Origin of the sequence: Gracilibacillus marinus, from assembly GCF_042651725.1 — a bacterium.
GTDB lineage: Bacteria > Bacillota > Bacilli > Bacillales > Amphibacillaceae > Gracilibacillus > Gracilibacillus marinus.
The window spans coordinates 584,421-611,238 of the sequence record NZ_JBHSDV010000001.1; the positions used below are offsets into that span (position 1 = coordinate 584,421).

A 26,818-nucleotide genomic window follows, 5' to 3' on the forward strand; every position below is an offset into this window, starting at 1 on the left:
TAGATATATACCAATTAAATATCAGAAAGGAAGAGTAGCTTTGGCTAAAAAAATTAGTAGTATGCTTCTTATTTTTGTATTATTAAGCCAAACAATTGTAAGTGGCCTTTTTTCCCCATTAGTATTAGCAGCAACAGAAGAAACTTCCCATATTATAACAGACGTAATCGTAACAGATGAGAAAGAACAATTAATTGATGCAAAGAGTAATCCAACACATGAACAATCTGTAGAGGATTTTATTTATGTTCAATTTAATTGGACATTACCAGATACAGAGCAACAAATTTATGAAATTCAGTTACCTGAGCAATTATTATTTAGTGAGCAAGAAGGGATTTTAGTAGTAAAAAATGAAGAGATAGGCACATATCATACGACAGAAGAACATAGTGTTGTTATCACCATCAATGATGACGTAACTGTAAATGATACAGCAACAGGAACATTTCGTTTAGAGGCAGCGTGGAATACAGAGTTGTTGGAAGTCCCATTACAAATTGAGCTGCCATTTGTAATTGGAGAAAATGAAATCATTATTCCTATTTCTCTTACTTCAACTAAAGAAGAAATAATAGATGAAGAAATACAAGAAGAAAAAGTAGATAATGAAATAGCAGAAGAATTAAAGAAGCCAGAGAAAGAATTAGAGACAGCAATACAGATGGAAAAAGCAGCAGTAGAAATTACTGAAAATATATTAACAAATTTTGAACTTACATTACGTGATGGAAGTCCGTTACCTAATCCGATGCCAAATCCATTTGAACAAGAACTAGAGTTAAAAGCAGCATATACATTTGTACTACCGAATGATCATGGATATGGTGCTGGTTCTACATATACTTTTGAATTACCTGAGCAATTAAAAGTATATAATGTGATTAATGGTCAATTAGATGAATACGGAACATTTACTATTACGACAGAAGGAATAGTTACACTTACATTCAATGAAAATATTGAAAAATACCTAGATATTGAAGGATGGTTGGAAGTATATACAGTCATCGATAAAGAAAGTGTAGAGGATACGGAAGAAACAATTATTGTAGATATTAAAGACAATATTCAGAAAGAAATTACCATTCATTTTACTCCAAAACCAGGAAATACAATTGACAAAAGTGGTCAACCGGATCGCTGGTATAATGCGAATTCTATTCGTTGGACAATTGATTTTAATAAAGGACTAGATACATTACCGAATGCTGTATTATATGATCCAATAGAAGATGTGAATCAAGCATTCATTGATGGGTCAATCAAGATTTACGAACTTGATGTGAAATTAGATGGCACAGCAGTACAGGGAGATGATGTAACTGCGTCATTCGCTAATACATTCCCAATAGACTTTGGAACAATTAATAACCAAGCATATCGAGTAGTTTTTGAGACGGAAATTTTGGATGAAGACGCGAACCATTATCCGAATAAAGCAACAATTAAGTGGAGCAACAATGAAGAAGCATCTGCCTCAGCATCTATATATGTAACTAGAGGAAAACATCTCGAAAAAACGAGTACTGCTTATGACCCGGTAAATCAAACAATTACTTGGGAAATTAGATACAATTATAATGAAAAATCCATTCAGCAAAATGATGCCAAATTAGTCGATGTTTTTACAGATTTACATCAACTAGTAGATGGCAGTTTTGAAGTGTATGAAGTAGATATTGACGATACAAATGGTCATGTAATTGGTGAAACAGTATTTACAAATTATGACGTAATCGAAGAAGGTTCAGGATTTACTTTTCAATTTAATCAAGACATAAATAAGGCGTATAAAATTAAGTACAAAACAGAAGCACCTAATCGGATCACAGATTACCAGAATATTCATAACAAAGTAACGACAGATGAAGGTGAAGCAGAGAGCAATAGAGGAGTAAATCAAGAGATCATTCATAAAAGTCATTATGATCCTAATTATGATGAAAAAACAGTTAAGTGGGGTATTTCTATCAATAGAGATCAACATTACATGGATAATGTTGTGATAGTAGATACTTTACCAAGCGGTGTCACAATGGAATCTTATACTATTACTCATGGTGGAAGTCCACTTGCTGTAGATGAAGATTTTACGTATCAATATGATGAAACAACAGGGAAAGTGACTTTTAGGATACATGAAGCCATTACAAAAGAAGTATATATTGAATTAAAGACGAAATTTGATTACAATGAAGCAGAAAATAAAGGGTTAAGAAATATTGTAAATGTCACATGGATTCCGGAAGGGGAACAAACAGAATTAGAAAAAGAAGCTGAGACAACATTTTGGCCAAATTGGGAAACGCAAATCAATGGTTCAAAAAGTGGTTCCTACAATGCGGTTACAAAGGAAATCACATGGACAATAGGTGTGAATTATAACAAAAGAGAAATCGAAGAAGCGCTCGTAAAAGACATCATTCAAGGAAATCAAAATCTATTACTTGATTCGATTCAAATCTATAAAATGAAAATTCATCAAGGTGGTGGATGGCAAAAAGATGGAGAACCTCTGGCGGAGTCGGAGTATGAAGTGGAAGAAATTGTAGAAGATGGAAAACCTGGTTTTGTGATTAACTTGGGGAATATTCATTCAGCATATATTGTAGAATTTAAAACTAGTTTAGAAGATGAATTAATCGTACATGAGTATCGTAATAAAGCATTTTTAATTGATGATGATAAAGAATACCCATTAGAAGCAAGTGTATGGGTGAATAAAGGTGGAAATTATACAGAAAAAGGAGCATACCAAGACGAGCAGAACGAGCGTATTCTTCATTGGAATGTCAAAATAAATAGTACACAATCAACTATTCAAGATGCTAAATTAACAGATAAACCAAGTGGAAATCAAGTCATATTAAAAGATTCATTTAAGTTGTACGGCACTAATGTAAATCCAAATGGAAAGATTGAAAAAAATGATGCGAATCTACTAAAACTAGACGAGGATTATACATTAACATTCAAAACAGATGAAAATGACTTAGAGTATTTTGAACTGGATTTTGTTGAAGAAATAAGTAGACCGTACATTTTAGAATATGATACGTATTTAATGGCAGGTCATGGTGAGAAAGTCAACAATGATGCTACTTTAACTGGTAAGAATATTACAGTGGAAAATACGGATAGTAGCGCAGAACATATTGTGTATTACTCTGCAGGAGATGGTGGTGCTGTAGGTAAAGTAGGTAAATTGACATTAACAAAAGTCGATAGTAAAACGAATTTACCTTTAGAGGGTGTTGAATTTACACTGTTCGATCAAACAGGGCAAATGCCACTTTATACTGCTGACACAAATGAAAATGGAACGATAATCTTTGAGCGTTTACGAGTTGGAAAATATATATTAAAAGAAACACAAGGTTTAGACGGATATATTAACAATTACAAAGAAGGTATGGAGGTTATCATTGACAAAGAAGTTACTGACAACAGTCCAGAAGGAAACACATTAGTTGTAGAAAATGACCCTCTAGTATATGCTGTGCAATTGAAAAAAGTAGATGAAGATCATCCTGAAAAAACATTAGCAGGTGCAGCATTTGAGTTACAAAAGTTAATTAATGGTGACTATGTAACAGTCAACGAGAATATAGAAACAGATGAAGATGGATTGATTTATTTAGATAACTTAGATGTGGGAACATATCAATTTGTTGAAACAAAGGCTCCAGAAAATTATTTATTGTTGATAGATCCAGTTCCGTTCGTTATTGAGGATGATAATACAGAAGTAGTTACAGTAACAGCAATGAATAAAGAAATCAATCGTATAAATATAGCAGGTGAAAAAACTTGGAAAGACGGTGAATCTGAGACTAGACCTGAAACTATCTATGTCGATTTATTACAAAATGGTAAGGTGATACAAACAGAGGAAGTATCTGCAAGTGACAATTGGCATTACGAATTTCGTTCTTTATTAGAAACGGATTCGAATGGGAATAAATATCAATACACTGTTAAAGAACAAGCTGTTAATGGCTATGAGTCGATCGTAGATGGTTACGATATTATCAATCTACGAGTAGGTACAACAGCTGTTGAAGGAACAAAAACGTGGAAAGATGATAACAGTGAAGAGCGACCAGAGAGTATTACAGTGAACTTACTGCAAAACGGGAAGGTCATTGATACGAAAGAAGTAACAGCAGAAACGGACTGGACCTACAGCTTTGAAGAATTACCAAAGTATGACGAAGAAGGTGTGGCATACGACTATACGGTAAGTGAAGCAACAGTAGAAGGCTATGAAACAATTGTAGAGGGTTATGATATAACGAATCTACGAGTAGGTACAACAGCAGTTGAAGGAACAAAAACGTGGAAAGATGACAATAGTGAAGAGCGACCAGAGAGTATTACAGTGAACTTACTGCAAAACGGAGAAATCATTGATACGAAAGAAGTAACAGCAGAAACGGACTGGAACTATAGCTTTGACGAATTACCGAAGTATGACGAAGAAGGTGTGGCATACGCGTATACGGTAAGCGAAGAAGCAGTAGAAGGCTATGAGACAACAGTGGAAGGCTATGATATTACCAATCTACGAGTAGGCACAACAGCAGTTGAAGGAACAAAAACGTGGAAAGACGACAATAGTGAAGAGCGACCAGAGAGTATTACAGTAAATCTACTTCAAAACGGGATAGTCTTTGCTACAAAAGAAGTGACAGCAGAAAATGATTGGACTTACAGCTTTGAAGAATTACCAAAGTATGACGAAGAAGGTGTCGCATACGAATATACAATTACTGAGCATGGTGTTCCAGGCTACAAAACAGAAATAGATGGGTATGATATTGTAAATACAAGATCAGAGCTTACTTCTGTTCACGTAACAAAGGGATGGAAAGATGAAGGTGAGACCAGCAGACCTGAAACAATTACAGTACATTTACATCAAAATGGTACGATTGTAGATACTGTTGAATTAAGTATAGCAACAAATTGGTCTCATACATTTGAGGATTTACAGGCATATGATGAAGATGGTAAAGCAAATGTATACACAATAAGTGAAGAAGAAGTAGAAGGATATACAACTATAATAGAAGGATATGATATTACAAATATTCGAACAGGAAACATTGATATCAAAGGAACAAAGACATGGGATGACAACAATTACAGTAATCGTCCAGAAAGTATCACAGTAGAACTTTTGAGAAATGGTGAAGTCATTCAAACAGTCGAAGTTACTGAGAAAACAATATGGACATATCACTTTGACAAGTTAGCGGAATTTGATGAGAATGGTTTGCCATATCTCTATACTGTGAACGAGCAGCCTGTAGAAGGATATGTGGCAACAATAGATCAGTATGATATTACGAATAAACTTATCTTTGGAAGTGTGAATCTAATCAAAGTAGATGCAGATGATCATAAACAAGGATTAGAAGGTGCAGTGTTCACGTTATTTGATGAGAGTGGGAATGTAATAAAAGAAGGATTAACGACAGATGAAAATGGCGAAATTATCGTGGACCAGTTGCATCCAGGTAAGTATTATTTCCAAGAGACAAAAGCACCAACTGGTTATGTCCTTGATGCTTCTAAACATTCATTTAAAGTTGATATAGGGCAAGAAGAAATGATTACAATCCAAGTGGAAAATGAAAAGGTACCTGTAGATCCAAAGAAGCCAAGTGAAGAAGACCCAATTAAAGAAGATCCAAAAGAAGAACAACCACAAAATGAAGTATTGCCAAATACAGCAACATCTATTTACAACTATTTAGTTGTAGGCTTAGTATTACTATTATTAGGTGGCGTATTAGCATACCGATTAAAACAAAAATAAGCATGAATGAAGTAAGTATAGAAACCTTATCTGCATGTCGAGATAAGGTTTCTTTTTCGTAAATAAACAAGTGAATTTGATTTTTAACGAAAAAAGGATAAAAAATGTAACCGTTTTAATAGTAAGTGGTAATAATATGTAATCTCTTGCTTGTTAAAATTAAAGTGAGAATAGGAGGTGAAGAGTAGATTAATAGTTGAAAGAGGACTTCTACATATGTTAACACACAAAAAACTTAGTACTTTATTTCAACTAAAAATAGTAAAAGACACCACGAACAACAAAATCTTTTCACAACAAACTATTTGTATATGGAGGAATTCTCATGTTGAAAAAAGGGTTAGTATGGTTTCTTATTCTTTTACTTGTACTACCAACGATGCCATTACATACACATGCAGAAGGTACAGTAGATGGCGAAACAGAAGAAACGTTAGTACCAGCATTTCCAGGAGCAGAAGGTGGAGGAAAGTATACGACAGGTGGAAGAAATGGTGACGTATACTTTGTGACGAATTTAAATGATTCAGGTCCTGGTTCTTTACGTGAAGGGGTTGCACGTGATAATACGACAATTATCTTTCGCGTTGGTGGGACAATTGAGTTGAAATCCAGGTTGAAATTAACAGGTACCAATGTGACGATAGCAGGTCAAACAGCTCCTGGTGACGGGATTACTATCACAGGATACGATGTGGCGATTGAAGCAGACAATATTATTCTTAGACATTTACGTTTTCGTTTAGGGGACAAGAATGCCATTGAAGCAGATGCGTTAGGTGGAAGGTATTATAAAAATATTATTATTGATCATTGTTCTTTTAGTTGGTCTGTTGACGAAGTGTTGTCATTATATGCGAATATGTATACAACCGTACAACATTCTATCATATCTGAGGCGATGCTAATGACGGCACACCAAAAAGGTAGACACGGTTATGGCGGTATTCAAGGTGGCTACAATGCAGCATTTCATCATAATTTGATGGCACATAATTTTAGTCGTAATCCGCGCTTTCCAGGTGTGAATCCACCATTACCGGATGGTCATGTAGATAGCGTGGATTTTCAACACAATATTATTTACAACTGGGGTCTTTTCGCATCATATGGTGGAGAAAATGGACAAAACAATTTGGCGAACAACTATTACAAGCCTGGTGTAAACACATATGCTAGTTCCAGAGAAATGTTATTTGTAGATATGGATCCACGTAGCAACTGGTTTGTTAATGGGAATATTATGGATGGTTCACCAGAAGTGACACAAGATAATTGGAAAGGTGTCAATAAATATACAGATGTTAACATATCTCCTACATTGAAAGAAATGGACTATCCACTCCCAGCTCAAACAGCTAATCAAGCATATAATGATGTATTAGCAAATAGTGGAGCAACAATGCCTAGGCGTGATGCAATTGATGCTAGGATTGTGAATGAAGTGAAAAATGGGACAGGACATTTCATTAATTCTCAAAAAGAAGTAGGAGGTTATCCAGCGTTCAGAGAAGTTGTTTCAGATATTGTAGATGAAGACAAAGATGGTATGCCGGATGATTGGGAAGAAGAAAATGGTTTTGACCCATCAGATCCAGATGATCGCAATGGAGATACAGACAATGATGGATATACCAATTTAGAAGAATATTTAAATAGTATTGAACCAATTGGTACAGCAAATCCTAGTGTATTCATCACAAATCCAAAAATGAATGACATTAAACAGGCAGGTAGCCAATTGAAAATAGAAGTGGATGCGGCAGATAGTGATGGAACAATAGAAAAAGTACAATTTTATAAAAATGATGAACTTATTGGTGAAGACGAAACAGCACCGTATGCTTATGAAGTAACAAACTTGCCAAAAGGGACACATCATTTTACAGCGAAGGCGATAGATAATAGTCTAACTTCAACAGATTCAAGTAATGTAATCATACATGTGAATCAAGATGGAGATATTACTCCGTGGGAAGGGACAGATATCGGAGAACCAGCAATTAAAGGACATACGGAGCTTAGTGCAGATGAAGTAACAATCAAATCAAGTGGGAATATCTATGGTTCTAAAGATGAATTTCACTTTGCACATCAAGAACTTACTGGAAATGGAGAAATTATCGCAAAGGTAGAATCTATTACGGCAACAGATGATGGAGCGGAAGCTGGAGTGATGATTCGAGATGCTTTAACAGAAGATGCAAAAATGATTGCAACAACCATTGCTTTTGGAAAAGGTGGAAAAGTAGGACAAACATTAACGAGAAAAGAAACAGGTGCATCGTTGTCGAAAATAATTAATGATGGTTTTATTGATACACCATATTGGGTAAAAGTAACAAGAATTGGTGACCAATTTACAAGTTCTATTTCAGAAAATGGCATAACATGGAAGAAAATAGATACACAGACATTATCATTGAATGAAACAGTGTACATTGGTTTAATAGCGCATTCTGCTGAGCCTGAAGACCAATTCGATAAATTAAACACATCTACTTTTTCTAATGTAACGATTGAGGAAATGTCAGGTGAGTACCCACTTCCTCCACAAAATGTGACCGTAACGCCAGGGGAAAATCGTGCCATATTAGAATGGAATAAAGTTGAGTCAGCAGATAGCTATATCATAAAACAAGGAACGCAATCATCAGGTCCGTATGAAGTAATTCAAGAAGTGACGGAAACCTCGTATACAGTCGAAAACCTGACCGCAGGGAAACAATATTATTACGTGATAAGCGCGAAAAATCAATTTGGAGAAAGTTTTCATTCTAAAGAGAAAACTGTAACACCGACAGGTACACCTGAAACCATTATGTATCTGGACGATCATTTTGAAGATGGAAATGTAAATGAACAGCCTGTGGATTATTTAGTCGAGCCTAATCCACAAACAGATCAGATGAAAGTTATCGTGACAGATGTTCCTGATGAATCAGAAGGAAATACATCTTTACAAACATTAAAACTTCATGATGAAGGAAATCAAAATGTTAAATTCACGAAAACATTTGCAGCACAGAAAGGTAAATTTGTAGTTGAATTTGATTTTATGCAACCAAAAATGGCTGGTACATCAAAAGTACTACAACTTCAAAATGCGACAGGTAGTAGAACACCGATTTCAATTGAGTTACGTAAGCCAGATGGAGAAGATAGTTATACATTTGTATGGAGTAATAATGGCAATCACAAAATAATCGATACACCTGTGGATCATCGTTGGTATCACTTCATCATCGAAGCAGATGTCCAAAGTGGTACAGCAGATATTTATATTAATAACCAATTAGTCTCTAATGATATTCCGTTTAATGGTGATGTGAAGGAAGATGGCATTAGTCGTATGCATGCAGCAACTCCTGGAGGTGGTACAGGTAGTTTTTATATGGACAATATAAAAGTATATACAGAACCAATCTCATCACCTAAGAGTGTGAAAGCATTAGAAGGTGACGGAGAAGTAAAATTAGAGTGGTTAGAGACAAGTGATGCAACACATTATCAAGTAAAACGTGCAACATCTATTGATGGTCCATTTGAAGTAATTGCAGATCATCATACAACAACAGAATTTACAGATAAGACTGTAGAAAATAATCAAACATATTATTATGTCATTACTGCAGTCGCAGATGAATTAGAAAGTGATGCATCTCCAATTGTGCAAGCGACACCAAGTGGATCACCAAATGAAGAATTTATTGTACAGGATGACTTTGAAGAAGAAACTCTAAATGAAGCGCCAACAAATTATCAAGTTGGTCCGTTACCACAAAATGATATTAATAAGGTGATCGTAACAGAAGTACCAACAGATTCTATTGGAAATACGTCCAATAAGGTATTAAAACTCCACGATGAAGGTGGAACAAATGTAACCTTTGATAAAGTATTCCAACCACAAAGAGGCACAGTAATCGTAGAAATGGACTTTATGCAACCGAGTATGGCAGGCACATCACGATTCTTTAGATTGCATAATGAGGCAGGGAATAAAACGGCCATCTCGTTAGAATTACGAAAACCAGCAGGAGAAAATGATTATACGTTTGTCTATTCTTATAACGGAGCATATGTGAAATTAGCAGATGTTCCAGAAAATAATCGTTGGTATCGTTTTAAAATTGTTGCAAACACAACAACATCTACAGCAGATATTTATATAGATGATGAATTAGTGGCAGAAGCTGTGCCATTCTCAAATGACTTAGCTGAAGATGGTATTGGACGTATTGCTTCATCAACTCCAGGTGGTGGAAGTGGACATATGTATTTTGACAATATATCTATCTATACAGAACCAGTTAAAGCACCTGAAGGATTAGACGCAATTATAGGGAATAAAAAAGTTCAATTACTATGGGATGTGAGTGATGGTGCGATTTCTTATAATGTGAAACGTAGCGAGCAAAGTGGGGAAGGATATATCACTATTGCAAAAGATGTAGTGGAAACAACGTATATTGATGAAGAACTTGTCAATGGAAAAACGTATTATTATGTCATTTCAAGTAACAGTGACAGAGGAGAAAGTCAGTATTCAGAAGAAATTGCTGTAAAACCATCAGAGAACCCGCCAATTCCAGAAGCGCCAAGTGAACTTGTGGTTACACCAAGGAATACACAAGTAAATCTGAAATGGGAAGCTGTAGATTATGCGACATCTTATGTAGTAAAACGTGCAACACAATCAGATGGACCATATGAAGTGGTAGAAGAAGGAATTACAACAACCCATTTCACTGATACAGGTTTAACAAATGGTACGACATATTATTATGTTGTTGTTGCAAGGCATATAGGTGGGGATAGCTTACATTCATCGTATCAACAAGTGACACCAATTGAAGCACTGGCTACACCGATGGAATTGACTGTATTGCCTGAAGATAATGCAATGACAATTGAGTGGCAGGCAGTGGAAGATGCAACAAAATATGATGTACAACGAGCATCCAATTCTGATGGGCCTTTTGAATCCATTGGTGTAACGACAGAAACAATATTTAGAGATACTGAATTAAGAAATGGCACACCATACTATTATGTTGTCACTGCAAAGAATGACCAAGTGATTAGTTTAACGAGTGAGGTAAAAGGAATGAAACCAAAAGCAGATGATGGTACACCTTACATGCCAGGGAATCTTCTACTATCGAATCCAGACGATGGGGATATTGAAGTGAAATGGGATGAAGTAAAAGAAGCAGATAGTTATATTATCAAGCGACGTATAAAAGGTGATATGAACTTTGAAATAGTTGCTTCGGATATTACTACAACTAGCTTTATCGATACAAATGTAGTAGAGAATGAGACATATGAATATATTGTTCAAGCAGTAAATAATCACGGTGTTGGCTATTCATCAGAAATCATGGAAGCAACTGCAGCGATTGTATGGGTTGTTGCGAAAGATGGATCTCGTGACTTTACTTCCATACAAGCAGCAATTGATGCTGTACCAAATAATAATGATATACGAACAATTATTCAACTGATTCCAGATATGTATGAAGAAAAAGTAAAGATCACTCGAGAAAAAACAATGCTTAGCCTTATCGGATTAGGTGAGAATCCAGAAGATACACTTATTATTCATGATGATAATGCGAAAACAATAGGATCAGATGGCAACGAAATTGGTACAACAAATACGTACACAGTACTAGCACAAGCAGATGACTTTATAGCTGGAAATTTAACGATAGAGAATGCTTCGGGTAATGATACATCACAAGCGATTGCTTTATCAGCAAGAGGAGATCGACAAGTATATCGAAATGTACGTTTGATTGGTTGGCAAGATACATTACTTGCAACAGACGATGTGCGCCAATATTATGTCGATAGCTATATTTCAGGTGATGTTGATTTTATTTTTGGTGACGCGACAGCAGTATTTAATCGTTCCATCATTCATGCGCGCGATGGAGGATATGTCACAGCAGCATCTACACAACAAGGCAAAATAGGCTATGTATTCATTAATAGTAAATTAACGAAAGAAGAAGGATTGACAAATAAAGTAGATTTAGGTAGACCTTGGCGTCCATATTCCAATGTGGTATATATCAATACATGGATGGATGATCATATTAAACCACAAGGATGGAATAATTGGGGCAATCAACAGAATGAATTAACTGCTAGATATTATGAATATGCGAGTAGTGGTCCTGGTGGAGATGTGTCTGCTCGACAACATTGGGCGAAACAATTAACAAAAGAAGAAGCGGAAACGTATTTACCAGAGAATGTTCTAGCAGGAAAAGACAACTGGAACCCTGTGAAGAAACAGAGTTATATGGATAGTAATAGCTTACTTTCAGAAATAACAGTAAATGGAGAATTATTATCTTTATTTGAAGCAGATACGTATGCTTATACGGTTACGCTACCTTCTAATACTGTTGAAGTTCCACTTATTGATGCGCAAGCAATGAGTGAGGGGAGCGAGATCACCGTTACACAAGCAGAAAGTATTGCTGACATAGCAACAATTGAGGTGATAGCAGAAGATGGAACAACACTATCCTATACGATTCAGTTTTCAGAGAAGTTACAAGCACCAGAAGATGTGCAAACAGTACAAACAGAAGAAGGTATTGAAATTAAATGGAATAAAGTAGATGGTGCTGTAACTTATTTAGTAAAACGTAGTACAACAAGTGGAAAGGATTATGAAACGATTGCAACAATAGAAGATCAAATAAGTATGCTACAACGAAGTGCAACACTTTCTTATATGGATAAAGAAGTGACAGCAAATACACCATATTATTATGTCATTGTTGCAATAGATGCGAATGGTGTAGAAGGAGATACGTCTAAAGAAATACAAGCAATTATGGTGAAAGAAGAAGTCCCTGATGATAACGAAACACCAGAAGAGACACCAGATGTGGAGGAAGGAAACGAAACACCAGAAGAGACTCCGGATGGGGAAGAAGGGAATGAAACACCGGAAGAGACTCCGGATGGGGAGGGAGAGAATGATTTACCGGAAGAGAGTCAGGATGGAGAGGAAGGAAATGAATTACCGGAAGAGACTCCAGATGGGGAAGAAGGGAATGAATTACCTAGTACGAACTTAGGGATGTATCCATTCTTCTTGTATGGTTTAATTAGTATTTTATTTGCGTCTATACTCTTTTTGATTAAGAGGAGAAAAATTAATAGGTAGAATTATTTGTAGTAATATTAATGCAAGCGAACATTTCAAGTATTCATTTGAAATGTTCGCTTTTTTTGGATTAATGAGAATTCCGGCGTGGTTGTAGGAATCCCTGCGTCATCTCTAAATTAATTCCTTTTCAATTCTTTAGAAAGGATACAATATTTTGTTTGTTTTGTTAAAATGTTGACGAGAGGCATAGTGGTATATGGTAAAATACATAAAAGCATTTCATTTATAAATATATATATAACGTTAAATTTTTGGGAGATTGGTGTGTATATGATGAAGCGAAGAATTAAGCTTGCTGATTTATCCATTCGTGCTAAATTGTTTCTAGCCATTTCTGTTATTTTTCTTTGGCTTGTAATGGCACTGGTAATGCAATTATTTATTTTTGTTAGTTATATTAAGCAATATAATGAAATGACAAATACGATTACTTTAACCAATTCGATTCATGGACAACTACGAGAGAATCTAGATGAAGAAATAAGGAATATCGTATATGGGAAAGTACATTTTGATGACGGGAAGCAATACAAATTACTGAATCAAATGGAACGTCATTTGAAAGAAGTAGAGACAAAAGATGAAGAAAATCGATTTACAAAAGAAATTACTTCGGTATATACCATTCTTCAAACAACACGAGAATATATTGATCAGCTCGGCGAACAAATGAAACATGATGCCCCAGTAGAAGAAAAGTACATTACTCAAGAATATATCGGAATTGCCTCACAATTAATTAGCGAAGATGTGCAAACATTGATTCAAAAAACACTAATCGAAAGTGAGAAGATGGAGAAAGAAATTCATCAAAAGCTTACCAATGATATTAAATTATCCATCATTATTGTTTTAATGGTAATGATTAGTGCTATTATCTTTGTGTTATATATATCTCGAACAATTGTGAAACCAATTCATCTACTTATTGATTATTCCACCCAAATAGCTAAAGGGAATTTAACAATAGATATGGAGTTAATTACATATCGAAATGAAGCAGGAAGGCTGTATGAATCATTTAAAAAAATGGCTTTTCATTTAAAAGATATGATTTACTCTGTACTTAATAGAAGTAAGGAGATTGTCTTCATTTCTACAACTATTTACCAAAGTGCGGAAGATAATATCAAAATCGGAGAAGAAGTAGGGACTATCCAACAATCCTTATCTACCTATTTAAATGAACATGGCACGTTAGTTAAGGAAGCGATGGATTGGAAAGATAAATTAGACCACGCATTATACCAATATTTGAAAGCGGATTCAATAGATGGTGAAAAGATTCTACCGACAATCCATGAATATATGGAAAAGTTAGATGTGAGTATGATAGAGATAAAAGAACATTTACAAAAAAACAGTAGTTTGATTGAGAAACTAAGCGCACTGAATGAAGAACAATTAACAACAGTAGAAGAGATAGCAGATGCTTCAGAGAAACAGCTTGATCAAGTGAAACAACTCAAGCATTATATTAAAAAATTCAAAATATAATCACATTAAGAGGATGTTTTTAGATGTATGGGTGGAATTGGGTAAATAGAAGTCTGCGTACCAAAATGCTTGTTATGTTTGTCTTGTTAACAATTATGCCGCTCATTGTCATTAGTATTATCTTCTATATGAAGTCATCTACTATGATGGAAGAGCGAGCGTATCATCTTGCGAAAGTGAATACAGCACAAGTAACGTCAGAAATTGACTTTTTCTTTCAAGACATTTATCGATATGCTGAAATTGGTAATTTAGAAAGTACGCATAATTTTTTGCTAAAAAAAGAAGAAATATTAACAACACTTGAAATAGAGAATATCCTAGAGTTTATTCAATTTTATAGAAGAAGTCTTACAAGCAGTGATGCTGTATTTGATGTACAAATTATTAGTAGCACAGGTGAAACATTAAGTGAACAACGAGGGGTTGTCGATCGCTATACTTTTGCTCGTACTTTACGTTTGTTAGATTGGGAGAAAGATACGACAAGTAAAAAAATGAATGTCACGCAACGGAATGGGTTTCCTGCGATTGAAGTGATTACACCAATCTATACAAGAGATATAAAAAGCTTATTAGGTTGGACTGTCATTGTATTAGATGCACAAGCAATCACATCGATATTGAATCAAGCCTCACAAGGAATTGAGAAATACTCCATCCACTCCAATGAACAAAACATATACTTACACCATGATTCACAAGCAACAGAAACAGACAATGTATTACTTCGTCAAAAGAATTTAAATGAGGACGAAGGTACATTCACCATAGATGAGGTATTTTATGTATACCACACATCTAAATTAACCAATTGGAAAGTAATTGGTCGTACAGATATTTATGAACAAAAGAAAGATAGTATTCAGTTAGGCACATTATTTTTTTTAACAATTATAAGTAGCATTATCTTTACAATTGGTTTATATTTTTATATTTCAAATCGCTTAATTGATCCAGTGAAAACATTAAAACGCCAAATGAAAAAAGCTTCCAAAGGTGATTTGAAAGCAACTGTAACGACATTAGGGGATGATGAAATTGCTGATTTGGGTCGAAGTTATAACACCATGCTTGAACGAATACGAGGATTAATAAAAAATAATCTTGAAAAGCAAAATGAATTAAATCAAGCAGAATTTCGTGTCATGCAAGCGCAAATAAATCCTCACTTTCTTTATAATACGTTAGACACCATTGTTTGGATGGCAATCGCTAAGGATCATGAATCTGTAACAAAGTTAACCAAATCTCTATCACAATATTGTCGTATTTCTCTTAGTAAAGGAAATGATTGGATTACTGTTGGAGAAGAAGTTGATCACATCACGAATTACTTACAAATTCAAAAAATTAGATATGAAGAAATACTAGATTATTCCATTGATATCGATACGAAGATATATCGAAGGGAAATTTTAAAATTACTATTACAACCGATTGTAGAGAATGCAATTTATCATGGTATTAAGAATAAACGAGGAAAAGGATATATCATCATTAAAGGAAAAGAAATCGCAAATGAAATGGTATTCGAGATAATTGATAATGGTATAGGAATGACAAAAGAACGTCTCGCTTATTTACGAGACAAAATAGAGAAAAGAGAAGTGATTGAAAAGGCAAAGAGCGGGTTTGGATTATATAATGTTGCTCAACGTCTGACATTATATTATGGAGAAAATGCGACACTCTCCATAAACAGTTGGGAAAATGCAGGAACAAGGGTTGTAATCAAGATACCGAGGAGTGAGAAAGAATGAAAAAAGTATTTCTTGTGGATGATGAAGCAGTTATACGACGTAGTATGGCTCAAAATATTGATTGGGGTAAAGAAGGCTATATCTACTGTGGAGATGCATCAGATGGAGAGATGGCATTACCATTAATCGAAAAGCACCAACCAGATATTGTGATTACAGATATTATGATGCCATTCATGGATGGAATTACATTAAGTAAGAAGATAAAAGAGAAGTACCCTCATATTGAAATTATCATCTTAAGTGGACATGATGAATTTTCTTATGCACAAGAAGCAATTAATATAAGAGTTGCGAACTATTGCTTAAAACCAGTAACACCTGAAGACATTATTTCGGTATTGAATAAAGTCCGGGAGAAGCTAGATAGTCAAAGTGGAAAGCATATGCAACACATTGTATCAAAAGAGGCTTATCTCTTAAAGTTATGCAAAGGAATGATGACAAAAGAAGAGATTTTAGGTTATGCTACATTTTTAAATATAGATATGCTAGCAAGTTACTATGCGGTAGTGATTATTGAGTCAAATCAGCAACGCTATTTACTACTAGATAATGAATTGCAAACAATAGATAAGCAACGTCAATTATATATTATTAAGAAAGATACCGAACATATTTTGCAAGATACTTTGAAAGAAATACGAGCAATTGTTATTAATCAAGATGAACGTAATCGAATTGGGATTGGATCGATTGAAACAAGACCAGAGCAAATCAATGTCTCCTATGAAACAGCAATGGAAGAACTACATTATTCTAAAGTGATTAGTAAATACGAATTTATGCAAGAATTGGCAGAAGAACAATTTATGCAAGTTATTTTAAAGACGGATAATCGAAAGAATATATTAGATTTTGTAAAATATGGAAGTGTGGAAGAAATAGATGGATTTATAAAGTCATATCTTGCAATGATGACAAAGGATATTGGAAGTCATCCATTGGTCAATTATTATACATTAATGGATTTCACTGTGACATTATACCATTATGTGAAAGAAAGTGAGCAGTATAATCAGGTGGTAGTTGACAATATGGAAATACAAAAATCGATGATTAAACATACAGATGATATGAGAAAAGTAAGACGAGTTATGAAAGAAATACTCTGGATGATTTTTTCAATGAAGGAAAAATCACAAAGTAAGTATGGAGCGATGATAGATCAAGTAAAACATTACATCAAAGAGAATTATCATGATGCCAATCTATCACTTCACTCGATTGCGCAGCATGTGAATATAAGTCCGTCATACTTAAGCAATCTATTTAGTCAAGAAACTGGTCATACATTAACAGAATATTTAACAAAGCAACGGGTAGAGCATGCTAAAGAATTACTCATCTCCTCAAATTTAAAAACATATGAAATAGCAGAACGTGTGGGCTATAATGATTCCCATTATTTTTGTAATTTATTTAAGCGAACAACAGGACAAACGACCAAAGAATTCAAAAAAAATAGTAAGCAGTTTATTTGAAGATTCTGCCCATCAAGCAATTAGTTGCGCTAATTTGTTTGATGGGCAGGATTTATTTTTTTGATTTGATTAATCGAAAAACTAAAAAGAGAAATCCAATCATCAAAACACTATATGTGATGATAGAATACGTATCCATCCATCCTAAAATACTAGACCAATTTTCCCCAAGACTGGATCCTATTGTGATTAATAATGCATTCCAAATGACTGTGCCGATTGTGGTGAAAAATAAGAAAATTCCTATTTTCATTTTTGTCATTCCAGCAGGGATAGAAATAAGACTGCGTATTAATGGAATCATACGACAGAATAACACGGTCCAGTAGCTATATTTTGTAAAGGCACGATCCGCTTTATATAAATCAGCTCGAGATAATCGAAGGACATGTCCCCATTTATCAATAATTGTTTCTAAACGTTGTATAGTTACAAGACGACCAATACAGTACAACAGAATAGCTCCAAATACTGATCCGACTGTAGAAGCAATTAATACACCTGTCCATGTTAGATTAGAATGAGTAGTCATAAAACCACTAAATGGTAAAATGATTTCTGATGGAATAGGTGGGAAAATATTCTCTAGTGCCATTAATAGAAAGACACCGATATAACCGTATTGTTCCATCATATCTGTTATAAATGCTTGCATAACTTCCTCCTAATCATTAATTACTTTTATTTTTAATTTCTGACCATGTATTGAACATGTCCCAAGAAAATTCAGGCAATTGATTGAATATCTCATTTGCTCCTGAAAAGTGTCCTGCTAAAAAGATTATTCCAAAAAACACCGTACTAATAATTAATATCGTAATATAACATTCTATTGTTTGGTATATATGATTATTCTTTTTCATGAATTAAATTCCACTCCTTCTGTCTTTCAAGGAGTTTATTGTTCGATACATGCCCTTTATGGGAAAGGTTAACGTATAAGAAGCAATGTGTCGATACAATAACTTCTTGATACTAATGTATATCTAATTTAAATTGTCATTTCATTCAATTGAAAAGATAGACTTTCACTGGAGAGAATTAGATTAGAGGTAACTTGAGGAATGATATAGGACAGCACAAATATGCTTCATTTGATTATTTGTAAAATCAATTGAAACATGTGGGATAGGACTGAAAATAGTTTGGCTAGATTTTATGACATTTGTACTTGTTTTATTTTGAAATATTCTTAGTTTCAATGTATTAAGAGAAACATGTTCTGTTATGGCATGGTTATCTAGCACGATTTCTTGTGCAGATACGACTGTGTCCTCATTAGATTGATGTGATACTATATGCAAACTAGTAATACTGCTAGAAATTACAGCTATCGATAATAGAGTTGTTAAAATACATATCCAAAATTTTGTTCTCAATGTTGCTCACCTCCTTCTAGAAAAGAATAATTTCCAGTCACACTCATTAGTATAATCAGGTCAACTGGAAATGTAAATAAGGGAAAAATAGTCATTACGAATTCAATAAATCATTTAATTGTCCTTTTCTTCGTTTAGAAACTAAAATATATAAGACATCGCCATGTTGTATTTTTGTGTCACCTTGTGGAGTGATTAAGTCATTATTTCTAATAATTGCATTAATAAGAACATCATTAGGAAAATCAATATCTTTAATCATATAGCCGTTAATTGTAGAAGATTCGTTTACTTCATGTTCTATTATTTCCGCATTTGCTTTACCAATGGATACCAGTTCTAACGAATGTGGTGGATCTACTTTCTTTGGTCCAGTTAATTGTAATAGTTTGGCAAATAATGAAATAGTAGAACCCTGTAGTAAAGTAGATGTGAGTACAACAAAGAACACAATATTAAAAATCAATTGACTGTCTTCCACACCAGCAATTAAAGGAAATGTAGCTAGAACAATTGGTACAGCTCCTCTTAAACCAGCCCAAGATAAAAAGATTTTTTCTTTCCAATTAAATTTCATTTTTATAATGGATAAGAATACTGCAATTGGTCTTGCTACTAAAATTAAAATAATCGCAAGCAATAAACCTTTCCAAATGATATCAAATGTAAATAGTTGAGATGGGAACACTAATAGACCCAAAATTACAAACATTAATATTTGCATAATCCATGCGAATCCTTCGTTAAATTTCACTATAGAGTGACGATAAGTTAATTCTGCATTTCCGATAATCATTGCAGCTAAATATACTGCCAATAAGCCACTTGCATTGAGAAAGTCTGTGATACTGTATGCTAATAATGCAAAGGAAACTGCCAAAACAGGATACAGTCCACTAGACTCTAAATTGACCCGGTTGATGGCATATACGCCTGTTTTACCAAATAAATAACCAATAGCTAAGCCTATGCCCATTTGCCAGAAGAAGGAACCAACTAAAAGTAAATAAGAGGAATGATCTGTAGTTAACAATTGAATAAAAGATATTGTGAGAAACACTGCCATTGGATCATTGGTACCTGATTCTACTTCAAGTGTTGCTCCAAGTTTTTCTTTAATATTTTGTCCTTTTAAAACCGAGAAGACAGCAGCGGCATCTGTGGATCCGACAATGGATCCGAATAAAAATGCAACAAGCCAATCCACATCTAAAATTAACTTAGCAGCAATTGCAACTATTGCTGTTGTGATAAGAACACCGAGTGTGGCAAGAGATAATGCAGGTTTGGCAACACTACGTACAGTAGAGAATTTTGTTTGAAGTCCACCTTCAAACAGTATGATTACTAATGCAATAATTCCAATAACCTGTGTCAATTGTGCATTATCGAAGTAAATAAGCCCAATTCCTTCACTACCACTTAGCATTCCAACAGCAATAAATAAAATAAGTGCAGGTACACCTAATTTAGTCGAAATTTTTGTAGTTAATACACCAGTAATAAGTAAAAGGGCTGTAACAAAAATAAAATGTTCTAATGTTAGTATCGCATGGTCCAATTTAATCACTCCTCTATAAATTCACGTCTATCTTTAATGGGACTTGTTCATTTTTGTTGATACCAATGTAGTCTAATGTTTCTGCTTTCGTTGTATGATGAAATATTTTTTGTAGTAAAGAGATAGCAACACCTTTTCTGTAGGCATGATACCCGAATGTTTTCCGTAATGTGTGTGCACCATATTTATCTTTTAAACCTATTGCGTTTGTTGCTTGATTAATGATGCGATATGCCTGTTGGCGTGTGATAGGAAGGTTACTTTTTTTTGATTTGAACAAATACTCCTCTTTATGAGGATTCGATTCGTTGAGATAAAATTGAAGGGCTTGTTTGACATTGTTATTAAGATAAAAATTAGGATCAATCTCGCTTACATGAATAAATTCTACAATATCCTTCCCGTTCCATATGTCGGATACTTTTAGTTGAAGTAAATCATTTAAACGAAGTCCTGTATTAATTCCCATAACAAAAAACAAATAGTCTCTGTAAGAATGATGGTGTAAAAATTGTTTAATTCGATTAATATGATTCGTATCTCGAATCGGATGTACATACTCCATGTCATTCCTCCTAATGTTACATAATACTTATTTTAACATGATTATGTAACATTATCTAATAATTTGCCTAAGATACAATAGGTCAATCGGTATACAGATATGGAATAGGAATTAGGCACATTTTCTATTTAAAAGAATAGGATAAATTGGAACGAGATGTTATGTTGGGGGATACTATATGTATAACAATCGAAAATATTCTAGAAACAATCAGACATTATACAATAATGGTAATAACTCGAACTTTATTCCACCTTTTACAAATTTTCGATATAAACCACCTAACAACACTGGGACAAATCTAGCACTTATTGGCGGTGTATTAACTACTGTAGGGGATGCCCTAGCAATTATAGGTACAATCATTCAGCTAAACACAGATACCGCTGCCGATTTTCAATCACAAGTGGATGATTATATAGCAGAGCAAGAACAAGATAATTTAAGAGATGAGGTGGAGGAACTTCAAGAAAAGATAAAGCAAATGGAAGAACTATTGAAGAATAACCAAACTTAGAGCAGAATTATTTTTTTTGTGAATAGTTCAATAAATAGTTTGGACTGGAGAACGATCTTTTCTATCGAGAAGATTGTTTTTTAATTAACTTTTATAGTATGTGATAAGAATAAGGATATGACACATTTTTATGGATATAGTAAAAAATCATACTTTTTTCAAAAAATAACACAACTAATGTAATCGTTTTCAAAATGATAGAAAGATTTTATAACATTATCATTAATTCCTTTATTTTATTAATGATGAAAGCGTTATAAAATAAGCCCATACCAAATAATTGGTGCAAAGATAAAGGGAGGTAGTTAGTAAAATGGAAAAACTATTCACAAAAAAGAGTTTCCTTATTTTAGTTGTTGGAATCATCTGTATGTTTTTAGTCGCGTGTGGTAATTCTGATTCGCCATCAACAAATGATTCAGAAGAGCCAGCAACAGATGAAACTGCAGGTAATGGTGAAGAAGAAGCAGCTAGTGAAGAAGGTGGAGATGAGAAATTAGTTATTGGTTTCTCACAAGTAGGTGCAGAGAGTGAGTGGCGTACAGCAAATACAAAATCGATTCAAAATGCGATTACAGATGCTGGTCATGAACTGAAATTCTCTGATGCACAACAAAAACAAGAAAATCAAATTAAAGCAATCCGTTCTTTTATTACACAAAAGGTAGATGCAATTGTATTTTCACCAGTAGTAGAAACTGGATTTGAAACAGTATTACAAGAAGCAAAAGATGCGGGAATTCCAATTTTCTTGGCTGACCGTGCTGTGGATGTTGAAGATGACTCTCTATGGGCAACATTCTTAGGGTCAGATTTCGTTGAAGAAGGACGTAAAGCAGGAAACTGGTTAGTGGAAGAAATGAAAGATGTAGAAGGACCAGTGAATATTGTAGAACTTCAAGGTACTGTTGGCTCTGCACCTGCAAATGATCGTAAAGAAGGTTTTGAGGAAGTTGTAAGTGCAGACGACAAATTCAAAATTATTAAATCACAGACAGGTGACTTTACACGTGCGAAAGGTAAAGAAGTAATGGAAGCATTCTTGAAATCTGAAGGCGACAATATCGATGTATTATATGCACATAATGATGACATGGCGATTGGTGCGATTCAAGCAATTGAAGAATATGGTTTAAAACCAGGTGAAGATATTATAATCATTGGTGTAGATGCAGTAAAAGGTGCATTTGAAGCAATGGCTGATGGAAAAATGAATGTCACAATCGAATGTAATCCTTTATTCGGACCACAATTAGTTGATTTAATTGAAGCGCACTTTGCTGGCGAAACATTAGATAAACGTATCGCGGTAGAAGAAAGCATGTACACAATGGATCAGGCTGAAGAATTACTTCCTACTCGTCAGTATTAATCTAATAAGTAGACAACAGGCCTGAAGTAGGAGTTCCTACTTTAGGCTTGTTTACTTCTTAGGTGCTCACAGTGGCTAGCATTACATTATGTAAGAGGGGGTCAATAATAATGGTAAAAGAACCAAGATTAGAGATGCATCAAATTACGAAAGAATTCCCTGGTGTAAAGGCATTATCCAATGTAAATGTAAGATTGTATCCAGGCGAAGTGCATGCATTAATGGGGGAAAATGGTGCGGGAAAATCAACATTAATAAAAGTATTAACAGGTGTATATACTATCGATTCAGGAACGGTGCTTTATGAAGGTAAAGAAGTGCAAATTCGTAATCCTTTAGAAGCGCAACAATTAGGTATCAGTACGGTATATCAAGAAGTGAATTTATGTACAAATCTATCAGTAACAGAAAATATCTTTATTGGACGAGAACTGAAAAAAAGAGGCAAATTAGATTGGAAAGAGATGCACAAACAGACAGATGCTATCTTAAAAGAAAGAATGCAATTATCTATCGATGTAAAAAAACAATTGTCCTATTATTCTGTTGCGATTCAACAAATGATTGCAATAGCGAGGGCATTAGTGGTGGAAGCAAAAGTTTTGATATTAGATGAACCCACATCGAGCCTAGATAAAGAAGAAGTAAATCAGTTATTCCGTGTCATGAGAAGATTAAAAAATGATGGTATTGCAATCGTTTTTGTTAGTCATTTTCTTGATCAAATATATGAAATCACAGATCGTTTAACAGTATTGCGTAACGGTCAATTTATTGGTGAATATTTAACAAAAGATATATCAAGAATGGAACTAGTTTCTAAAATGATAGGAAAAGAATTGGAACAAATGGAGAAGGTAGGAACAGAGGCACACGTGAAACAAGTGGATAAAGAAATATTTATGGAAGCAAAAAGTGTTGGAGCACAAGGGAAAATTGCTCCATTTGATTTGCAATTAAGAAAAAAAGAAGTGTTAGGATTAGCAGGATTACTTGGATCTGGACGCACGGAATTAGCGAGACTTCTGTATGGGGCAGATCATCAAGAAAAAGGTGAAATTTTTATACATGGTAAGAAAGTGAAATTACAATCTCCAAGACACGCGATTCTAGAAAAAATCGCATTTTGTTCTGAAGATAGAAAAGCAGAAGGAATTATACCTGATTTAACAGTAAGAGAGAATATGATATTAGCAATTCAAGGTGTATATGGATGGTTCAAACATATTTCTAAACAAAAACAAACAGAAATTGCCGATGAGTATATCAAATTATTGAATATTAACCCAGCAAACCCAGAGCATCTCATAAAGAATTTAAGTGGTGGGAATCAACAAAAAGTCATGTTAGCAAGATGGTTAATTACAGATCCAGAATTATTAATCCTCGATGAGCCAACAAGAGGTATTGACATTGGTGCAAAAACTGAAATTATGAAATTAATGGTGAAATTAAGTAAAGAAGGGAAATCTGTACTATTTATTTCATCTGAAATAGAGGAAATTCTCCGGAGTTGTGACAGGATAGCAGTTCTTAGTGAGCGTAAGAAGGTAAAAGAGATGGATAACAATGAACTCGTTACACAACAAACATTAATGAAAGAAATGGCTGGAGGTATATAAAATGATAAAAACATTATGGAAATCAAAATTATTCTGGCCAATTATTGTTCTTTTCCTAATACTATTGGTCAATCTAATTGTTGACCCTAGTTTTTTTTCTATTGAATATAGAAATGGGAAATTTGTAGGTAGTTTAGTAGATATATTAAATCGTGGAGCGCCACTCATTTTAATCTCTATTGGTATGACTTTAGTTATCGCAACGAAAGGTATTGATTTATCAGTTGGATCTGTTATTGCAATGGCTGGAGCGATTGGAGCAATTACTGTCACACGTCTTGAAAATGATTCGCTTGGACCATTATTTGCAGCAATCGGCCTAACGTTGGTTGTGTGTACGCTTGTAGGTGCATGGAATGGACTATTAGTATCAAGAATTGGAGTACAACCAATCGTAGCAACATTAATTCTAATGGTTGCAGGTCGAGGTGTTGCACAATTAATCACAGGTGGTCAAATTACAACAGTATATTATGATCCATATCAATTTATTGGTGGTGGCTATATCATTGGCTTACCTTTCTCTATCTTTATTGTGGCATTTGTTTTTATCTTAGCGACTCTTTTAACAAGAAAAACCTCATTGGGTTTATTTATTGAATCTGTTGGTTCTAACCCAGATGCGACGAGACTTGCCGGTATTAATTCTAAAAATATAATGTTGTTAGTATATATGTTCTCAGGTTTTTGTGCAGGGATTGGTGGATTAATTTTATCATCCAATGTAATGAGTGCGGATGGAAATAATGCAGGACTTTGGTTTGAACTTGATGCCATCTTAGCTGTTGTTATTGGTGGAACTTCTTTAATGGGGGGAAGATTCTTCTTGGCAGGTACAGTTATTGGTGCGTTAATTATTCAAAGTTTGACAACAACAATTTATTCGATTGGTATACCTGTAGAGGCAAACCTTGTAGTGAAAGCAATTGTCGTATTACTTGTGTGTTTAATCCAATCACCAGAGTTTAGAAAGAAAGTATTTCTATCAAAAACGCCGAAACGTAAAAAACAGAAGGAAGGAGTGAGCTTAACATGATGGAACGTTTATCTATTAGTTATAAACAACTCCCGTTAATCGCAACAATTACATTATTTGTTATGATGTTTGCTTTTGGTTCATTCCGTTATACAGGATTTTTATCTTCTCAAGTGTTTCTAAATCTATTAATCGATAATGCTTTTCTCATTGTATTAGCTGTAGGGATGACATTTGTGATTATTTCAGGCGGTATTGATTTATCTGTTGGTTCTGTCATTGCATTAACAAGTATGGTGGCAGCTAGCCTAACAATGAATGCAGAATTATCTCCCATCGTGGTCATACCTATTTGTTTATTAATCGGTTCATTCATTGGTATCGTACATGGTTGTCTCATTCATTATTATAATCTTCAGCCATTTATTGTCACACTAGCTGGAATGTTCTTAGCTCGAGGAATTAGTTATTTGATCAGTGTAGAAACAATAGCTATTAATCATCCATTTTTTGATTTTATGGCAAGTACTAGAATCCCGATTATCGGTGACGCGTACATTTCTATTAGTGTTGTGTTAGCAATAATTATTGTGATCATTGCAGTATTTATTGGACATTATACGAAATTTGGCCGCAATGTGTATGCTTTAGGAGGAAATGAGCAATCTGCCCATCTTATGGGATTACCTGTTGCAAAAACAAAAATACTCATCTATACATTTAGTGGCTTTTGTGCATCAGTAGCAGGATTAATCTTTACTTTTTACATGAAATCAGGGTACGGGCTTCACGCAAATGGGATGGAATTAGATACAATTGCCGCTGTTGTAATCGGAGGTACATTGTTAACAGGTGGAGTAGGCTATGTTGCTGGAAGTCTATTCGGTGTACTAATTCTTGGTATTATTCAAACAATTATTGTTTTTGAAGGTACATTAAGTTCATGGTGGACAAAGATTGCGATAGGTGTATTGTTATTTTTATTTATTGTATTACAACGAATTATTGTCATACGTAGTGAGAAGAAGCAAGCGAGTACTTGAGTAGAATAGAAATT

The 26,818-nt window shown here is 34.3% G+C and carries 15 protein-coding genes; 10 read left to right on the plus strand and 5 right to left on the minus strand.

Going from position 1 to position 26,818, the window contains the following annotated elements; genetic code table 11:
• Window positions 1-40 precede the first annotated feature (40 nt).
• From ACFOZ1_RS02605 to ACFOZ1_RS02625, 5 genes are all read left to right on the plus strand, one after another.
• Window positions 41-5,827 carry a Cna B-type domain-containing protein gene (locus ACFOZ1_RS02605; RefSeq protein WP_390195534.1) on the plus strand — a complete coding sequence of 1,929 codons (5,787 nt, stop codon included), beginning with the start codon at window positions 41-43 and terminating at the stop codon, window positions 5,825-5,827.
• 325 nt (window positions 5,828-6,152) lie between these two features.
• A complete protein-coding gene (locus tag ACFOZ1_RS02610) occupies window positions 6,153-13,022 on the plus strand; it encodes a pectinesterase family protein (protein WP_390195535.1) in 6,870 nt (2,289 codons plus the stop codon).
• 276 nt (window positions 13,023-13,298) lie between these two features.
• Window positions 13,299-14,522 (plus strand): HAMP domain-containing protein, encoded by a 1,224-nt coding sequence (locus ACFOZ1_RS02615; RefSeq protein ID WP_390195536.1) that lies wholly within the window; start codon window positions 13,299-13,301, stop codon window positions 14,520-14,522.
• A 23-nt stretch (window positions 14,523-14,545) separates the two neighbouring features.
• Window positions 14,546-16,285 (plus strand): sensor histidine kinase, encoded by a 1,740-nt coding sequence (locus tag ACFOZ1_RS02620; RefSeq protein WP_390195537.1) that lies wholly within the window; start codon window positions 14,546-14,548, stop codon window positions 16,283-16,285.
• Window positions 16,282-17,769 carry a response regulator gene (locus ACFOZ1_RS02625; protein WP_390195539.1) on the plus strand — a complete coding sequence of 496 codons (1,488 nt, stop codon included), beginning with the start codon at window positions 16,282-16,284 and terminating at the stop codon, window positions 17,767-17,769. Before ACFOZ1_RS02620 ends, ACFOZ1_RS02625 begins: the two co-directional genes overlap by 4 nt.
• 52 nt (window positions 17,770-17,821) lie before the next feature.
• On the opposite strand, the gene ACFOZ1_RS02630 is transcribed toward ACFOZ1_RS02625, so the two are convergent.
• From ACFOZ1_RS02630 to ACFOZ1_RS02650, 5 genes are all read right to left on the minus strand, one after another.
• On the minus strand, window positions 17,822-18,424 hold the full coding sequence (locus ACFOZ1_RS02630; protein WP_390195541.1) for a DedA family protein: 603 nt from the start codon (window positions 18,422-18,424) through the stop codon (window positions 17,822-17,824).
• 16 nt (window positions 18,425-18,440) lie between these two features.
• Window positions 18,441-18,632 carry a hypothetical protein gene (locus ACFOZ1_RS02635; RefSeq protein WP_390195543.1) on the minus strand — a complete coding sequence of 64 codons (192 nt, stop codon included), beginning with the start codon at window positions 18,630-18,632 and terminating at the stop codon, window positions 18,441-18,443.
• 183 nt (window positions 18,633-18,815) lie between these two features.
• Window positions 18,816-19,148, minus strand: coding sequence for a hypothetical protein (locus tag ACFOZ1_RS02640; protein ID WP_390195544.1), 333 nt, complete (start codon window positions 19,146-19,148; stop codon window positions 18,816-18,818).
• Window positions 19,149-19,242: 94 nt separating this feature from the next.
• Window positions 19,243-20,709, minus strand: coding sequence for a potassium/proton antiporter (locus ACFOZ1_RS02645; RefSeq protein ID WP_390195547.1), 1,467 nt, complete (start codon window positions 20,707-20,709; stop codon window positions 19,243-19,245).
• A 13-nt stretch (window positions 20,710-20,722) separates the two neighbouring features.
• The gene (locus tag ACFOZ1_RS02650) at window positions 20,723-21,274 is read right to left on the minus strand and encodes a tyrosine-type recombinase/integrase (protein WP_390195549.1); all 552 of its coding nucleotides are present in this window, start codon (window positions 21,272-21,274) and stop codon (window positions 20,723-20,725) included.
• Window positions 21,275-21,452: 178 nt separating this feature from the next.
• Between ACFOZ1_RS02650 and ACFOZ1_RS02655 the strand changes: the two genes are divergently transcribed.
• The 5 genes from ACFOZ1_RS02655 (at window position 21,453) to yjfF (ending at window position 26,804) form a co-directional block, all read left to right on the plus strand.
• Window positions 21,453-21,791: a hypothetical protein gene (locus tag ACFOZ1_RS02655; protein WP_390195551.1), complete on the plus strand. Its 339-nt coding sequence runs from the start codon at window positions 21,453-21,455 to the stop codon at window positions 21,789-21,791.
• Window positions 21,792-22,104: 313 nt separating this feature from the next.
• Window positions 22,105-23,163: an ABC transporter substrate-binding protein gene (locus ACFOZ1_RS02660; protein WP_390195553.1), complete on the plus strand. Its 1,059-nt coding sequence runs from the start codon at window positions 22,105-22,107 to the stop codon at window positions 23,161-23,163.
• Between the two features lie 110 nt (window positions 23,164-23,273).
• Window positions 23,274-24,785, plus strand: a complete 1,512-nt coding sequence (locus tag ACFOZ1_RS02665) for a sugar ABC transporter ATP-binding protein (RefSeq protein ID WP_390195555.1) — start codon at window positions 23,274-23,276, stop codon at window positions 24,783-24,785.
• 1 nt (window position 24,786) lies between these two features.
• Window positions 24,787-25,821 carry an ABC transporter permease gene (locus ACFOZ1_RS02670; RefSeq protein ID WP_390195558.1) on the plus strand — a complete coding sequence of 345 codons (1,035 nt, stop codon included), beginning with the start codon at window positions 24,787-24,789 and terminating at the stop codon, window positions 25,819-25,821.
• Complete coding sequence (gene yjfF / locus ACFOZ1_RS02675; RefSeq protein ID WP_390195561.1) at window positions 25,818-26,804, plus strand: galactofuranose ABC transporter, permease protein YjfF; 987 nt, start codon at window positions 25,818-25,820, stop codon at window positions 26,802-26,804. Before ACFOZ1_RS02670 ends, yjfF begins: the two co-directional genes overlap by 4 nt.
• Window positions 26,805-26,818: the final 14 nt, after the last annotated feature.

Excerpts from the sequence above, each read along its gene's own strand:
- ACFOZ1_RS02610 (WP_390195535.1), top strand. The coding sequence starts at position 6,153 with ATGTTGAAAAAAGGGTTAGTATGGTTTCTTATTCTTTTACTTGTACTA.
- ACFOZ1_RS02615 (WP_390195536.1), top strand. The coding sequence starts at position 13,299 with ATGAAGCGAAGAATTAAGCTTGCTGATTTATCCATTCGTGCTAAATTG.
- ACFOZ1_RS02620 (WP_390195537.1), top strand. The coding sequence starts at position 14,546 with ATGTATGGGTGGAATTGGGTAAATAGAAGTCTGCGTACCAAAATGCTT.
- ACFOZ1_RS02625 (WP_390195539.1), top strand. The coding sequence starts at position 16,282 with ATGAAAAAAGTATTTCTTGTGGATGATGAAGCAGTTATACGACGTAGT.
- ACFOZ1_RS02630 (WP_390195541.1), bottom strand. The coding sequence starts at position 18,424 with ATGCAAGCATTTATAACAGATATGATGGAACAATACGGTTATATCGGT.
- ACFOZ1_RS02635 (WP_390195543.1), bottom strand. The coding sequence starts at position 18,632 with ATGAAAAAGAATAATCATATATACCAAACAATAGAATGTTATATTACG.
- ACFOZ1_RS02650 (WP_390195549.1), bottom strand. The coding sequence starts at position 21,274 with ATGGAGTATGTACATCCGATTCGAGATACGAATCATATTAATCGAATT.
- ACFOZ1_RS02655 (WP_390195551.1), top strand. The coding sequence starts at position 21,453 with ATGTATAACAATCGAAAATATTCTAGAAACAATCAGACATTATACAAT.
- ACFOZ1_RS02660 (WP_390195553.1), top strand. The coding sequence starts at position 22,105 with ATGGAAAAACTATTCACAAAAAAGAGTTTCCTTATTTTAGTTGTTGGA.
- ACFOZ1_RS02665 (WP_390195555.1), top strand. The coding sequence starts at position 23,274 with ATGGTAAAAGAACCAAGATTAGAGATGCATCAAATTACGAAAGAATTC.
- ACFOZ1_RS02670 (WP_390195558.1), top strand. The coding sequence starts at position 24,787 with ATGATAAAAACATTATGGAAATCAAAATTATTCTGGCCAATTATTGTT.
- yjfF (WP_390195561.1), top strand. The coding sequence starts at position 25,818 with ATGATGGAACGTTTATCTATTAGTTATAAACAACTCCCGTTAATCGCA.